This is a genomic window from Sulfurimonas sp. HSL3-1, assembly GCF_039645995.1.
Lineage (GTDB): Bacteria > Campylobacterota > Campylobacteria > Campylobacterales > Sulfurimonadaceae > Thiomicrolovo > Thiomicrolovo diazotrophicus.
In genome coordinates this window covers 16168-29786 of record NZ_CP147920.1, presented here as the reverse complement: position 1 = coordinate 29786, position 13619 = coordinate 16168, and the positions used below count along the sequence as shown (strand labels likewise).

Below are 13619 nucleotides of genomic sequence, written 5' to 3'. Positions count from 1 at the left end.
TGCCGATGCACACCCTTCTCCTCTTTTTACTGCTGATCGGCGCCCTTCAGGCCGCCGACGTCAACACCACCCTCTACGAGAGCAGCGACAAACCCGCCCTCTACAAAGCACTGCGCATGCAGATTGATGCGGCACAGGCGGCGGGCACCCTGATGCCTGCCCAGGCCGACGCGGAACGCACCGAACTGGAGCGCCTGCGCCGCGCGGCGGCCCAGACCCCCGCGGACGAGGAGGACCCGAGTACCCTTCTGTCGCAAACGTCCCCGACGCTGGAACAGGCCTATGAAGCCCTGGCCGCGGCGGCCGCGGCTTCGGTCCGGCGGGAGAACGCGGAACGCAAGCTGCGCGACATTCAGTCCAAGCTCACCTTTTTGAAGCAGACGATCGAACAGCTCACCGTCGAGGAAAAGTTCCGGCTGCGCGCCTACCAGCTTCAGTTCGCCTACTACAAGGTCCAGCAGCAAAACCTCGAGGCCAAACGCGACCGGCTCGGAGCGTACGGCACCGCCGTCGCGCAGACCCTCGCGCAACGCCTCAAAGCGATCCGCTGCACGGGGAAAGAGCTACGCTCGGAGATGCAAACGGCCGAAACCAAAATCGAAAAAAGCCAGCAGCGAAGGCTTGCCGCCGAAATCGCCCTGGAGGGGGCCGAACTGGAGGAGAGTGCGCGCAGCGAACGCCTCGCGGCGGACCTGAAAAAGGCCAATGCCGATTACAGCGGGCAGCTCCAGACCAAACTGGCATCGGCCGCGAAACTGGCGCTGTGCATGCTCATCACCAAGGAGAACGACGCCTTTTTCGCCCTGCTTGACAGCATGGAGGCGGACGCAGGGCACCTCACCGGGGACGCGCGCAGCCGCTTCCGCGCCCAGAACGCGCAGCTGCGCAGCCTCGCCAAGGCGCACTTCGGGGTGACGGCCCTCGTCGTCGGCGATACCCTCCACGAAACGAAAGCGCTGCTTAAACGCGCCGGCGATACCCTCACCGCCCCGCTCTTTATCTTTAACGAACGTCCCATCAGCATCCTCAGCCTCCTCAAGGCGCTGGCAATCCTGGTCGTGGGCTTCTTCCTCGGCGCGTTCTACAAACGCTGGATCGCGCGCCTGGCACGGCGCTGGCCGGACATGAGCCAGATGTCGATGCGCCTCGCGTCGAACATCGGCTACTACCTCATCGTCTTCGTCGCCGTCATCATCGCCATGGGAAGCCTCGGCATCGACATGACCTCCATCTCCCTCATCGCCGGGGCCCTCTCCATCGGGGTCGGTTTCGGGCTGCAGACGGTCGTCTCCAACTTTATCGCGGGGATCATCCTGATGTTCGAGCGTACGATCCGAATCGGGGACACCATCGAGATCAGCGACGTCCTACGCGGGCGCGTGACCGACATGCGCATCCGCTCCACGACAGTCAAGACCTTCGACAACATCGACATCGTCGTGCCCAACTCCTCTTTCATCCAGAACAACGTCATCAACTGGACCCTCGAGGACGCAACCCGGCGTATCCACATCCCCTTCGGCGTCGCCTATGGTACCGAGGTCGATGCGGTGAAGAAGGCGGTGCTCGAAGAGCTGAAAGAGAGCAGCCTCTCCTATCTCCGGCATGACCCGGAGAAACAGCCCGAAGTGTGGATGGTCAACATGAACAGCAGCAGCGTCGATTTCGAGCTGATCGTCTGGGTGGAGTGGGCCAACAGGAACCGCCCAAGCGCCCTGCGTTCGGACTTCCTTATCCTTATCTATAACGCCCTGAACAAACACGGCATCCAGATCCCCTTCCCGCAGCTCGACCTCTACGTCAAACAGCTGCCCAAAGACGGTTTGTAGCGCGTTAGCGGCGCAGTGTCGCGATCAGGCGTTTCTCGTTCAGCAGCAGCCCCAGCGCCTCGCCGATCTGCTTGCAGACAATGTCGCTCGCCATCAGGGTCGCCGTCGCGCACCCCTCGTCCCCGACCAGGGCGATACCGAGCCCCGCCGCTTTGAGCATCTGCGCGTCGTTGCCGCCGTTGCCGACCGCCGCACAGTGCGGGGCGCCGAGTTCCCAGATGTAGGCGGCCTTCTCCCCCGTATGGTCGCTGCTCTGCAGCACCTTGACCGTGACGCCGTAGGGCGCGACCGCTTCGGCGACCGTGCCAAAGGTGTCGGAGGTGATCACATGCACGTCGTAACGCGCGCAAAGCGGCCCCAGCAGCGCAGCCGCCTCCGGTGTCAGCGCCCCGTCCAGGGCGAGCGTCCCGTTATAATCGAGAACGACGTGGCGCAGGGTCAATGTCGCGTAGTGGGGGATGTCAATGACGGTTTCATTCGGCATAAGCGTTCCTTTTGCAGCATCATACCATGGCGCCTCTAAAGTGCGTTCTTATCGAAAGAGGACTATGATTCGGAAAAAGCGAAAAGGCCACGCATGGATGACATCCGACTGACCCAATACAGCCACGGTGCCGGCTGCGGCTGCAAGATCTCCCCCAAGCAGCTCGATAATATCCTCCAGAGCGCCCGCGAAAACATCAGCTACCCCGCCCTGCTGGTGGGCAACGCCAGCAACGACGACGCGGCGGCCTTTGACCTGGGTAACGGCACTTCGGTCCTCTCCACGACGGACTTCTTCATGCCCATCGTCGACGACCCCTTCACCTTCGGGCGCATCGCCGCGACCAACGCCATCAGCGACATCTACGCCATGGGCGGCAAGCCGCTGATGGCCATCTCCATCTTCGGCTGGCCCATCGCCAAGCTGCCCGACGAGGTCGCCCGCGAGGTGATAGAAGGGGGGCGTTCCGTCTGTGAAGCGGCGGGGATCCCCCTCGCCGGCGGCCACAGCATCGACTCTCCCGAGCCCATTTTCGGCCTGGCCGTCACCGGCATTGTCGACAACGAACATCTCAAGCGCAACAACGGCGCCGAAGCGGCCTGCGAGCTCTTTTTGACCAAGCCGATCGGCATCGGCATCCTCACCACCGCGCAGAAGCAGGGCAAGATCGCGCCGGGCGATATCGACCCGGCCGTCGAGGCGATGACGACGCTCAACGCCATCGGCGCCGCCATCGCCCACATGGAGGGCGTCACCGCCGTCACCGACGTGACAGGTTTCGGGCTTCTGGGCCACCTCGCCGAGATGGTTGAGGGGAGCGGCATCGGTGCCGTCATCCGCTTTGACGACGTCCCCCTGCTGCCGAAAGTCAAGGAGTACCTCGCCATGGAGTGCGTCCCGGGCGGCACCCGCCGCAACTTCCAGAGCTACGGCCACAAGATCGGCCCGATGACCCCGGAGCAGCAGGATATCCTCTGCGACGCCCAGACCTCCGGCGGCCTGCTCTGCGCCGTGCGCCAGGAGGCCGTCGCCGATTTCCTGGCCCTCGCGGAAGCGGAGGGGCTGCACCTCGAAAGCATCGGCGAGACCGTTGAACGCGGAACGCACCTGATCGATGTCGTTTGACCTCCCGATCGGCTCCCTCGACGAGATCGAGGCGATAAAACGCAAGAACCTCCCGCTCACCGATGCCTTCCGAAGCATCGTCTTGGAGAACCGCCCCCTCATCGACGTCCGCGCCCCCGTCGAGTTTGAAAAGGGCGCCTTCCCCGGTGCCGTCAACCTCCCGCTGATGACCGATGAGGAGCGCCGTCTCATCGGCATCCGCTACAAAGAGGCCGGCAACGCGGAAGCCGTGGCCCTCGGTAAACAGCTCGTCGGTCCCCACAAACAGGAGCGGGTCCGGGCCTGGGCCGACTTCATAAACACCCACCCCGACACCTGGCTCTACTGTTTCCGGGGCGGCCAGCGCTCCCAGATCGCCCAGGCGTGGCTGGAGGAGGCCGGGATCGCCCTGCCCCGTCTCAAAGGAGGGTACAAGGCGTTCCGCCACTTCCTGATGGAAGAGAGCGAACGCATCAGCGGCGAAGCCGACACCCTCATCATCAGCGGCCGTACCGGGACGGGAAAGACCCTGCTGATCCACCGGATGGAGAACGCCGTCGACCTTGAAGCGCTCGCCAACCACCGCGGCTCCTCCTTCGGGCGGCACATCACGCCGCAGCCCGCCCAGATCGATTTCGAGGACCGCCTCGCCTACGCCCTGATCCGCCACGAGGCGGCGCAGCACCACCACCTCGTCATCGAGCACGAAAGCCATAACGTCGGGCGGCTCTACATCCCAAAGCCGGTCTATGACAACTTCCTCGAAGGGGGGCTTATCATCCTTACCGCCACGATGGAAGAGCGGGTGGACATCACCTTCGACGAGTACGTCGCCCACGCCATGGATGAGTACCGGATCATGTTCCCGGAGCAGCCTGAACGGCACTGGTTCGATGACGCCAATGCGGGGATAGACCGCATCAGAAGGCGCCTCGGCGATGAGCGTTTCCGTCAGATCAAACAGCTCTTCGCCGGCGCCTTCGCCGAACAGCTCCGCAGCGGGGAGACCGAACAGCACAAACCGTGGATCAGGATGCTGCTGCGCGACTATTACGACCCCATGTATGACTACCAGATCGCCAAAAGCCCCATCCCCGTCCTCTTCCGCGGCAATGCAGGCGAGGTGATCGACTATGTCCGCAGCCGTGAAGATCGACACTGACATCAAACGCTTCGGCAAACACCTCCAGGACGCCGTCGTCGGTGCGGACGCCGCCAATTTCTACGCCGCCAAACGCACCAACACCCAGCGTCACAACCTGCAGTGCTACCTGCAGCAGATGCGCGCGCTGCAACCCACCCTGCTGCTCGTCGGGGAAGCCCCCGGCTACAACGGCTGCCGCCTGACGGGCATCCCCTTCAGCTCCGAAGCCCTCGTCGCCGAAGGCGTGCTGGAGGGCACCCTCTTTACGGCGCGGCACGGTTACCGGGTTTCCAAGGAACCCTACACCCGCGAACAGAGTGCGGGAATCGTCTGGGAGGTGCTGCAAAAGCACCGCACCGCCGCACTTTGCTGGAACGCCTTCTGTTTCCACCCCCACAGCAGAGGCGACCCTGACTCCAACCGCAAGCCGACAAGTAAAGAGATCGACAACGCGGCCCCCTTCCTGCGCCGCCTCCTTGCCCTTTTCCCCTCCGTAGTCACCGTCGTCGCCGTCGGCAACAGCGCGGAAGAGGCCCTGAAACGGCTGCAGATCCCCCATACCAAGGTCCGCCACCCCGCGCGGGGCGGCAAACCGGCTTTTACCGCCGGGATGGAAGCGGTTCTGTCATGCCGCTGACAGCGGTACCGTTTTACATCGGCATCGACCTCGCCTGGGCTGAGGGCAACCCCAGCGGCGTCGCCGTCCTCGATGCGGAGGCGCGGCTCGTCGCTTATTGCTATGCCGAGACGGTCGAAGCGATCCTCGACGTCGTCCACGCCTATCCGGGCTGCCGCGTCGGTGTCGACGCCCCGATGATCATTCCCAACGCCACGGGCCACCGCCCCAACGAACGCGCCTTCCTCAAAACCTTTGCCCGTTACGGCCTCGGGGTCCACGCCGTCAACACGCGGCTGTTTGAAAAACGTTTTAAAAGTTATGCGGGGTTTGCCCTCTACGAAGGGCTCAAGGCGGAAGGGATCGGTTTTGAAGAGGGCACCCTTTTCGAAGTCTATCCACACGCCACCATTCTCGCCCTCTTCAACGAGGGCAACGTCCTGCGCTACAAAGCGTCCGCTCCGAGAGACGCGCGTCTAAAGGCCATGACGAAACTGCAAACGGCCCTGTTTGAACTCCTAACGATCCCAAACAGCCTTAAAACGCCTCTCGGGACGCTCAGGGGCAAAGCGCTCAAGGCCGAAGAGGATTTTCTAGACAGCCTGGTCTGCGCCTATACGCTCTGTTACGCTCATGAGAAAAGATGTCTGACATTTGGGGATGCGGCATGCGGTGTGCTGCTGACGCCGCCACCGGGGGAGAAGGGGCTACTCCGTCGTAAAGAGGGTCCCTGACGTCTGTTCGCCGTCAAGCAGATAATTGCGGGCGGCGGTGAGGTCGAAGCCGTTACACAAAAACATATCGATGCCGCGCCGCATCACGAAATCGGCGGCTTTCAGTTTGGTGACGATCCCGCCCGTGGCGAAAAAACTGCTGGGTGTCGCGTCATCCAGCAGTTCTCCGGGGGTGAGGATCGTCACTTTTTTCCGCAGCTGCGCATCCGCATGCTCTTTGGGGTTCTTGTCAAAGTACCCCTCAATATCGCTGAGGATGATCAGCTGCTCCGCCCCGATCGCAAAGGCGACGTTGGCGGAGAGCTGGTCATTGTCCCCGAAAAGCTGGTCGGGCGTCGACGTAATGTCGTTCTCGTTGACGATGGGCAAAATATCGTTTTGAAGATGCGCATCGATGATCTCCTGGAACATCTTCGTGCGTTTACGGGAGTCGAAATCATCCTCGGTCAGAAGGATCTGCGCGGTGTCGATGTCGTAGATGTCGAACTTCTTTTTGTAGCTGGTCATCAAAATCGGCTGCCCCGCCGCCGCCAGCGCCTTCTTCCCGATCTGTTTGCGCTTATCGAGTTTGAGCGCCGAGTAGCCCGCCGCGACGGCGCCGGAACTGACCAAAACAACATCATATTTTTTCTTCAACTCGGCCACTAGGGAGACGAGATTGAGCATCCGTTCCTTGGCGATATTATTGTTTTCGGTCAGGACGGCGGTCCCGACCTTGATCACTAAACGTTTCATTCATCTCTTTCGCTCTGTTTTGCCATTTAGGATAATGGCAGTAGGTCTTTAAAGTACCAGAAAATCGAAAAAAATGCAAAGTCAGCTCTGCAGCAGCACCAAAAACTGCGCCCCGTAGCGCTCGAATTTCACCTCGCCGACGCCGCCCACCTCGAGCATCTCTGCCTTGCTCTGCGGCCGCGATGCCGCCATCTCCTTGAGGGTTTTGTCCCCGAAAACGACATAGGGCGGCACCCCGTGCTCCTGGGCGATCTCGAAGCGCAGGGCCCGCAGCGCCTCGAAAAGCTCCGTATCGTAGTCGAAGCTTTCCGGCGCGGCCGTTTTCACGGTCTTGGCCCGGACGTTGAGGCGGTCGGCACGGATAAGCACCGGTACCTCGCCCTTGAGCACGGCCAGACCCTCCTGGGTCAGAAAGAGGCCGTGGTGCGCGTTCAGGTCCACCGCCCCGATCTCGAGCATCCGGTCGATGAGCACAAGCCACTGCTTCTTGTTCAGGGCCTCGCCGACCCCGTAGACGGAGAGTTCGTCATGCCCGTTGGCGAGTACCTTCTGCTCCCGCGAGCCGCGCAGGACGTCGACAAGGTAGCTCTTGCCGAACCGCTGCCCCGTACGGTAGACGGCCGAGAGAAGCATCTGCGCCTCGGTCGTGATGTCGCGCCTGTCGTACTCGGGCTCCAGACAGTTATCGCAGTGCGTCCCGCAGGGCGCGATGCGGTCGCCGAAATACTCGGCGAGCTGCTGGTGGCGGCAGGTCTCCGCCGAAGCGTAGCGGTGCACCGCGCCGAGCTTCTGCATCAGGTGCGCCTTGTACTGCTCGTCCTCGTTCATCTCGACGAACCGCTTCTGCTGGATTAGGTCCTGGGCCCCGAAGAGCATGACGACGTCGGCATGGTCGCCGTCACGCCCCGCCCGACCGATCTCCTGATAGTAGTTCTCGACGGTCTTGGGCAGGCTCATGTGAAAAACGTAGCGGATATTGCTCTTGTCGATGCCCATCCCGAAGGCGATCGTCGCGACGATGATCCGGACTTGATCGTGCACGAAGTCGTGAAAAACGGCGTTGCGCTGCTCCGTCGGCATCCCGGCATGGTAGGCCGCCGCCGCATACCCCTTCTGTTGCAGGAAGTTCGCGACAGCCTCGACGCTCTTGCGGGAGAAGGCGTAGACGATCCCGCTCTCCTCCTTATGGTCATCAAGAAAGTCCCGGAGCTGGTCGTACCCGTCCTTGATGCGGTGGCGCACGGTGATCTGGAGATTGTTGCGGTAGATCTGCCCCTGCAGGACTTTGGGATCGTTTAGACGCAGCAGGCGCAGGATGTCCTCGCGCACGTGCGCCGTCGCCGTCGCGGTGAATGCAGCGATGGCAATTCCCGGAAAGAAGTCCCTCAGCTGCGACAGGGCGCGGTAATCGGCGCGGAACTCATGCCCCCACTCGCTGATACAGTGCGCTTCGTCAATGACGAAGTAGTTGAGCCGGATCTGGGAAAGTATGCTGCGCATCCCCTCTGTGTTGAGGCGTTCGGGGGAGAGGTAGAGGAAATCGATCTCCCCGGCGTAGAGGCGGCGCACAATCTCGCCGCTCTCCTCCGCCGTCTGCATCGAGGAGAGCATCTCCGCGCGCATCCCCTGGGCTTTCAGGCTCTGGACCTGGTCGTGCATGAGGGCGAGCAGCGGGGAGATGACGACGGTCGTTCCCTCCATCAGCAGCGCCGGCAGCTGGTAAGAGAGCGATTTCCCGCCGCCGGTGGGCAGGATCATCAGCAGGTCGCGTCCGGCGAGGATGGCGTCAACGGCTTCCTCCTGCAGCGGGCGGAAGGCGTTGTGACCGAAACGGTCTTTCAGTACGGAATATTTATCGGTAGCGTGATCAGGCATGGCAAAACTTTTTCACATCATAGCCAAATCGCGGCGGCAACGTGAAAAAAGCGGCAGCGGTGTCATCCGCACGGGGCGGACGGAACCTTACATGTCGTGGGAAGAGGCGTATTCGGGGGTGCAGAAGATGCCGCAGTGGCACTTGCCCTCTTCGGGGACTTCCTGCTCAATAGCAGGTTTGCAGGGGCAGATGCGGTCATCGGCACTTTTGTGTTTGCCGTTCTCGTCTTCGAGAACCATGAAACAGGGGCAGAAACGCTTTCCGTACAGTATCTTGTGACGAGCCAGTCCCATCAGGACCCCCTCGTTGACGTCATGATTCGGGTTGTAGACCCATCCGAACTGGGCGTTGACTTTGTCGGTGAATTTTTTCGTTTTTTCGAGTTCGGCGAGGAACTCCGGTGAACTCATATCGACCATCTGCATCATCGATTCCTTGTTGTTTCGGGGTTCTGCGCCCCTTTTTTCGTAGCCACAAGTATAGGGAGACGCGACTTAAAGGCAAGAAACCCTTTTCCCAAATCGTGAATCCGTAAGGTTGATGTGTCACCGTACGAAATACATTATCGGCGCCGAAAGCCCTCACAGCCCTGCCCGGCACGCCCTCCGCAAAGCAGAAATTTTGCTTAACACAAGAGGTCCCGGGCGGGGCGGAGCGGAACGGATTGTGCACACCTCCGGGGCAAAAGATGATGCAAACATAAAGCTTTCAATGCAGAATCTCTTTAAGCGTTTGGGTTGATCCTAAAAGGAATATACTTCGCACATGAAACCGGAACTCATTATCGTAGGAGCAGGCCTGAACGGTCTGCTGTTGGCCTATCTGCTGCAAGATAGCTACCGCATCATCCTGCTCGAAGGGCGGCCGCGCATCGGCGGCAGGATCCTCACGGTCGAGGAGGCGGGGGAGCGCTTCGACCTCGGACCAACCTGGGTGTGGCCCCACCAGCACCACATAAGGCACCTCATCGATGCCCTGGGTCTCACCCTGTTCCGCCACTATGACCAGGGCGCCTTCGCCTATGACGCGCCCGAAGGCGTGCAGTACTTCCGCACCGGGAAAAACGCCCCCTCCTACAGGATCGAAGGGGGGGCGGGTATGCTGACCTCCTCCCTGGCCGAACGCCTTGGCGACGTCGACATCAGGCTGGAAACCCCCGTGCGTACGATCCGCTCGGACAGCGAGGGGGTCACCGTGCACACCGACGGCGAGGCGCTGCGGGCCTCGCACTGCATCGTCACGCTCCCGCCGCGCCTCTGTGCCGATACCATCGCCTTCGAACCGCCGCTGGCGGCAGCGATGCGTGAAAAAATGCTCGCTATCCCGACCTGGATGGGCTTTTCGTCCAAGTGCATCGTCACCTATGCCGAACCGTTCTGGCGCGAGCGAGGGCTCAGCGGGTTCGCCACCAGCCACCGCGGCCCCCTCTCCGAAGTGCACGACGCTTCGACCCGGAACAAAGGGGCGCTTTTCGGCTTTTACCACACCCGTTCCGCCGACGACTCCCAGCCCGAACGCGTCATCGAACAGCTTGAGCGCCTATTCGGGGCGCCGGCCCGCGACTACGAACTCTTCCGCTACCACAACTGGCGCAGCGACCCCTATACCTCCGTCCCCGCCGACCGAGAACCCCTCGACGCCCATCCCCGCTACGGGATGGAAACGAAGGCTTCGGAACGCATCCGCTTCTGCGGAACAGAGACCTCCGCCGAAGAGGGCGGCTACCTCGAAGGCGCCGTCATCGCCGCGATGCGGCTGGCAAAAGCGTTGATGGAAGCTTGACCGCACGCTTCCGCAGGGCGATCGGTATCACATCTATTACGGCATTGAAACCTATCTGTAAAAATCCTTGTTATTTTTAAAAAATTTATTTTTTAAACCCCATTTCAATTACTGCTGTTTTCATACAAAAACGTCCCTACTTTATATAAATAGGCAAATTATTGACAGAATTACCCATTCATTTTACGCAAGCAATAGACTATTATGCAACCAAAAAATTGTGATAGATAATCGCACTCTTTTTTTGAATTTTTAAAAAGCTTTCTAGGAGAACAAATGAACAAATCAACACGACTGGCGCTTGCTGCCGTGACAGCACTCGGGGCAACGTCCGCATTCGCGACCAACGGCGACCACCTTATCGGTCTCGGGGCCAAAGCGCGCGGCATGGGCGGAATCGGCATCGGACTCGGCCACGGGGCGGAATCGGCCCTGGCCAACCCCGCAATGATTACCGAAGTCCCCGCCACGGAGGTCTCGTTCGGCGGCACGATCTTCATGCCGGATGTCAAATACGACGGCGGTGCGGGCTACCAGCAGAGCGATGCCGACCTGAATGTCATTCCGGAAGTATCGATCGCGGCCAAGATCAATGACAACTTCTATCTCGGTGTCGGGATGTGGGGTACCGGGGGCATGGGAACCGATTACCGCGAAGACACCTCGGGGACCACGATGCAGATGGTGACGAACCTGCAGCTGATGCAGTTCGGCGTCCCGGTGGCGTATACCTCTCACGGCTTCAGCGTCGGCGCGACGGCAATCATCCAGTACGGGGCGTTGGATATCAACTATAACAACGGGAGCACCGTCGGCTCAGGCATCGCGCAGGATATTGCTTTTGGGTACACCCTTGGGGCTTCTTACGACCTCGGCGAAGCCGGCATCAACGGTGCCAAGGTGGGCTTCGTCTACAAATCCGCCATCACGATGGATTACAAAGACCAGCTGACGAATGCGACGGCCCCCTTTGCGTCCGCGGGCGTTACCGGCATCTCCTCGGAACTGGAACAGCCCGTCGAATACGGTGCGGGGCTCTCCTATACTCTGGGCGGCCATACCGCCGCGTTCGACTATAAGCGTATCGCCTGGAGCGACGCCAAAGGGTACAAAGATTTCGGCTGGAGCGATCAAGACGTCTTTATGGTCGGCTATGAATTTACGTCCGAACTGGGACAGCTCAGAGCGGGATACAACTACGCCAAAAGCCCGATCAAAGAGCTCGACTGGATGAGCAACGGCGGCGCGGCACTGAATATGTTCAACCTGCTCGGGTTCCCGGCCACCGTGGAACAGCACTTCACTGTGGGGGGAACCTATCACCTCAATGAAACGCTCGCGTGCGACCTTGCCATCGCCTATGCGCCGGAAGTCGAAGAGCGGTTTACCTCCGCCACCCTCTCCGGCCCGTACGAAATCGGATCGAAACACAGCCAGTCCAGCGTCAGCATGCAGGTGACTTACGCCTTCTAAGGGCGCGCTCACCGCAACATTGCATTCTCGATAAAGGCGATCACTTTTTCGGCGGGCATCTCGCAGGGTTTAAGCAGCGGGGCGGAAGACGTTTCGTAGTAATTCAGGCTCACGAAGTCATTGCCCCCCAGCTCTTCGGCGTAGAGTTTGATAAGCCTGCCGTCCAGGTGCGTCTCTTTGCGCATCAGGTAACGCTTCCCTTCATATAACACCTCCTGCGCCCCGTCGGGAAAGGCGCGCAGTTTTTCACGGTAGGACATGGACCGTGTCTCCTTCGTTGATCGTCCCGCCCGTTTCGATCACGGCGCGGATACCGCCTATTCCCTTGAGACCTGTCATCATGTCCTCGCCAAGCAGCCGTGAAAGATAGCGGCAGGGCGGCGCGCTCCGCACCCACCGCAGCGTCACATCCCCGATACGGAACCGCTGTCCCTTGAGTGCGGCGAAGTCGATCCCCTCCGTGACGATGTTGCGCCGGAAATCAGCGGCAGAGAGTGCCGTACCGAGCCTCCGGTTGCACTCGGCGATTGCCTCGGCGGCGATCAGCGTCACCTCGCGCACACCTGGGTCGAACTGCGGCCCGTTGAAACTGCCGCGGCCGAAATAGTAGCGGTCGCCGGCAAGCCCCCTGCCCGCAACGGCGGTAACGGAAGGCACGCTCTCGAGCGCCGATTTTGCTTCGGGACCGATAATGAGGGAGACCACCCTGCCGTTTCGTTCATTCATGCCTGAAATCATACCAGGCCCGGAGGGGTGGGAAAAGAGGGGTTACGCGGAGAGATCCGGGCGCGCCGGAGTGCTGGCCATGTACTGTTTGAGCTTCGCAATGTGGGGAAAAAACTCGCGCTTGAGTGCATCGCTGTGCATCTTGATCTTGGAGAAGTCCATAGCCTCGTCCACGTTGAACCGTATAGCATTTTCAGCGCCCTGCTCGACAATACAGCTGATCGGTGAACTCGTACGAAGCCATTCACACAGGCGGTCTGCCAGCTCTTTTCCAATGACGGTTTCAACCTCTTTTGACGTGATGAACATCTGATAATTCCTTAATAATAAAATGCGTAAGTCTACTGCGCTACCGACTCTGCAGCGTCTCAGCCTTGTCACATTATTATTACAAAAATTCATGTTTTCCACCTAGTAAAACTGCGCTATTTTTCATCACTACGCATAACATTTTCCAATGTGTTACGGTTGGATACATCTGCGATTTGACAGACTTTCGAAAGATAAGTTATCGTTATTTTAAACCTAATGAAGATGGAAGGTTCTTGGGAAGCAGATCATGAATATGCGAAAGGGGATGGAAGTATGTATACAAAAAAATTTCATTCACTTAAAGATTTAAATACAATCATGAATGCTTTGTATAATACTTGCATCGATAATAAATTGGTTCAAAATACATAACCCTTCTCTGCACTCCAATAAAAAGGGAACAGATGGATATTAGCGCCGGAGTACTCTGGGATATTTTCAAACATACCGGGTCATGGCTCATCAACCTGGGCCGTGCGGGCGAAGCGCGCAAACGGCAATCCGTCAAAGCGCTGAGAGACGTCATTACCGCCGCGCGGGAAACTGCCGTCTATATCCGGCAGGTGCGCGACACCGGCACACGCGACCACGCTGCGGAGAAGCATCTGACCGTGCTTTGGACGGAACTGGGATTTGCCCTGCACGACCTCGGCATCGAGAAACTTGCCCGAAGGTGCCAGATCAAGGGTAAAGAGTGGTCAAACCCGGAGCAGTACAACCCCGCGTTCCTGGAAAAGGCGCATATCAGCCTGGAGCGGATGGAGCGGATAGCGAAGGAGATCCTGCGCCAGATCGGACAGTAAG

15 protein-coding genes are annotated in these 13619 nt (G+C 59.8%); 8 read left to right on the top strand and 7 right to left on the bottom strand.

Annotation, left to right across the window (positions count from 1 at the left end; genetic code table 11):
• Positions 1–5 precede the first annotated feature (5 nt).
• Complete coding sequence (locus tag WCY31_RS00145; protein WP_345970204.1) at positions 6–1829, top strand: mechanosensitive ion channel domain-containing protein; 1824 nt, start codon at positions 6–8, stop codon at positions 1827–1829.
• Positions 1830–1833: 4 nt separating this feature from the next.
• Here WCY31_RS00145 and WCY31_RS00140 read toward each other — a convergent pair whose 3' ends face one another.
• A complete protein-coding gene (locus WCY31_RS00140; protein WP_345970203.1) occupies positions 1834–2313 on the bottom strand; it encodes a haloacid dehalogenase in 480 nt (159 codons plus the stop codon).
• A gap of 93 nt (positions 2314–2406) precedes the next feature.
• Between WCY31_RS00140 and selD the strand changes: the two genes are divergently transcribed.
• From selD to WCY31_RS00120, 4 genes are read left to right on the top strand one after another with little or no spacing between them, the layout of a single operon-like run.
• Positions 2407–3438: a selenide, water dikinase SelD gene (selD, locus tag WCY31_RS00135; RefSeq protein WP_345970202.1), complete on the top strand. Its 1032-nt coding sequence runs from the start codon at positions 2407–2409 to the stop codon at positions 3436–3438.
• Positions 3428–4579: a tRNA 2-selenouridine(34) synthase MnmH gene (mnmH, locus tag WCY31_RS00130; RefSeq protein WP_345972713.1), complete on the top strand. Its 1152-nt coding sequence runs from the start codon at positions 3428–3430 to the stop codon at positions 4577–4579. Before selD ends, mnmH begins: the two co-directional genes overlap by 11 nt.
• The gene (locus WCY31_RS00125; RefSeq protein ID WP_345972712.1) at positions 4551–5198 is read left to right on the top strand and encodes a uracil-DNA glycosylase; all 648 of its coding nucleotides are present in this window, start codon (positions 4551–4553) and stop codon (positions 5196–5198) included. The genes mnmH and WCY31_RS00125 overlap by 29 nt, the downstream gene beginning before the upstream one ends.
• On the top strand, positions 5189–5911 hold the full coding sequence (locus WCY31_RS00120; protein ID WP_345972711.1) for a DUF429 domain-containing protein: 723 nt from the start codon (positions 5189–5191) through the stop codon (positions 5909–5911). The genes WCY31_RS00125 and WCY31_RS00120 overlap by 10 nt, the downstream gene beginning before the upstream one ends.
• On the opposite strand, the gene proB is transcribed toward WCY31_RS00120, so the two are convergent.
• The 3 genes from proB to WCY31_RS00105 form a co-directional block, all read right to left on the bottom strand.
• Complete coding sequence (proB, locus tag WCY31_RS00115) at positions 5885–6646, bottom strand: glutamate 5-kinase (protein WP_345972710.1); 762 nt, start codon at positions 6644–6646, stop codon at positions 5885–5887. The two genes, WCY31_RS00120 and proB, sit on opposite strands and share 27 nt — an antisense overlap.
• 81 nt (positions 6647–6727) lie before the next feature.
• Positions 6728–8521, bottom strand: a complete 1794-nt coding sequence (recQ, locus tag WCY31_RS00110; RefSeq protein ID WP_345972709.1) for a DNA helicase RecQ — start codon at positions 8519–8521, stop codon at positions 6728–6730.
• 87 nt (positions 8522–8608) lie between these two features.
• Positions 8609–8950: a ferredoxin-thioredoxin reductase catalytic domain-containing protein gene (locus tag WCY31_RS00105; protein WP_345970198.1), complete on the bottom strand. Its 342-nt coding sequence runs from the start codon at positions 8948–8950 to the stop codon at positions 8609–8611.
• 337 nt (positions 8951–9287) lie between these two features.
• Here WCY31_RS00105 and WCY31_RS00100 point away from each other — a divergent pair, with 337 nt between their 5' ends.
• Both WCY31_RS00100 and WCY31_RS00095 read left to right on the top strand, forming a co-directional pair.
• Complete coding sequence (locus WCY31_RS00100; protein ID WP_345972708.1) at positions 9288–10304, top strand: NAD(P)/FAD-dependent oxidoreductase; 1017 nt, start codon at positions 9288–9290, stop codon at positions 10302–10304.
• Between the two features lie 276 nt (positions 10305–10580).
• Positions 10581–11777: an OmpP1/FadL family transporter gene (locus WCY31_RS00095; RefSeq protein WP_345972707.1), complete on the top strand. Its 1197-nt coding sequence runs from the start codon at positions 10581–10583 to the stop codon at positions 11775–11777.
• 8 nt (positions 11778–11785) lie between these two features.
• Here WCY31_RS00095 and WCY31_RS00090 read toward each other — a convergent pair whose 3' ends face one another.
• From WCY31_RS00090 to WCY31_RS00080, 3 genes are read right to left on the bottom strand one after another with little or no spacing between them, the layout of a single operon-like run.
• A complete protein-coding gene (locus WCY31_RS00090) occupies positions 11786–12037 on the bottom strand; it encodes a peptide methionine sulfoxide reductase (protein ID WP_345972706.1) in 252 nt (83 codons plus the stop codon).
• Positions 12024–12503 (bottom strand): MOSC domain-containing protein, encoded by a 480-nt coding sequence (locus tag WCY31_RS00085; RefSeq protein WP_345972705.1) that lies wholly within the window; start codon positions 12501–12503, stop codon positions 12024–12026. Before WCY31_RS00085 ends, WCY31_RS00090 begins: the two co-directional genes overlap by 14 nt.
• A gap of 42 nt (positions 12504–12545) precedes the next feature.
• Positions 12546–12812, bottom strand: coding sequence for a hypothetical protein (locus WCY31_RS00080; RefSeq protein ID WP_345970193.1), 267 nt, complete (start codon positions 12810–12812; stop codon positions 12546–12548).
• A gap of 407 nt (positions 12813–13219) precedes the next feature.
• On the opposite strand from WCY31_RS00080, the gene WCY31_RS00075 reads away from it, so the two are divergent.
• Positions 13220–13618, top strand: coding sequence for a hypothetical protein (locus tag WCY31_RS00075; protein WP_345972704.1), 399 nt, complete (start codon positions 13220–13222; stop codon positions 13616–13618).
• Position 13619 lies beyond the last annotated feature (1 nt).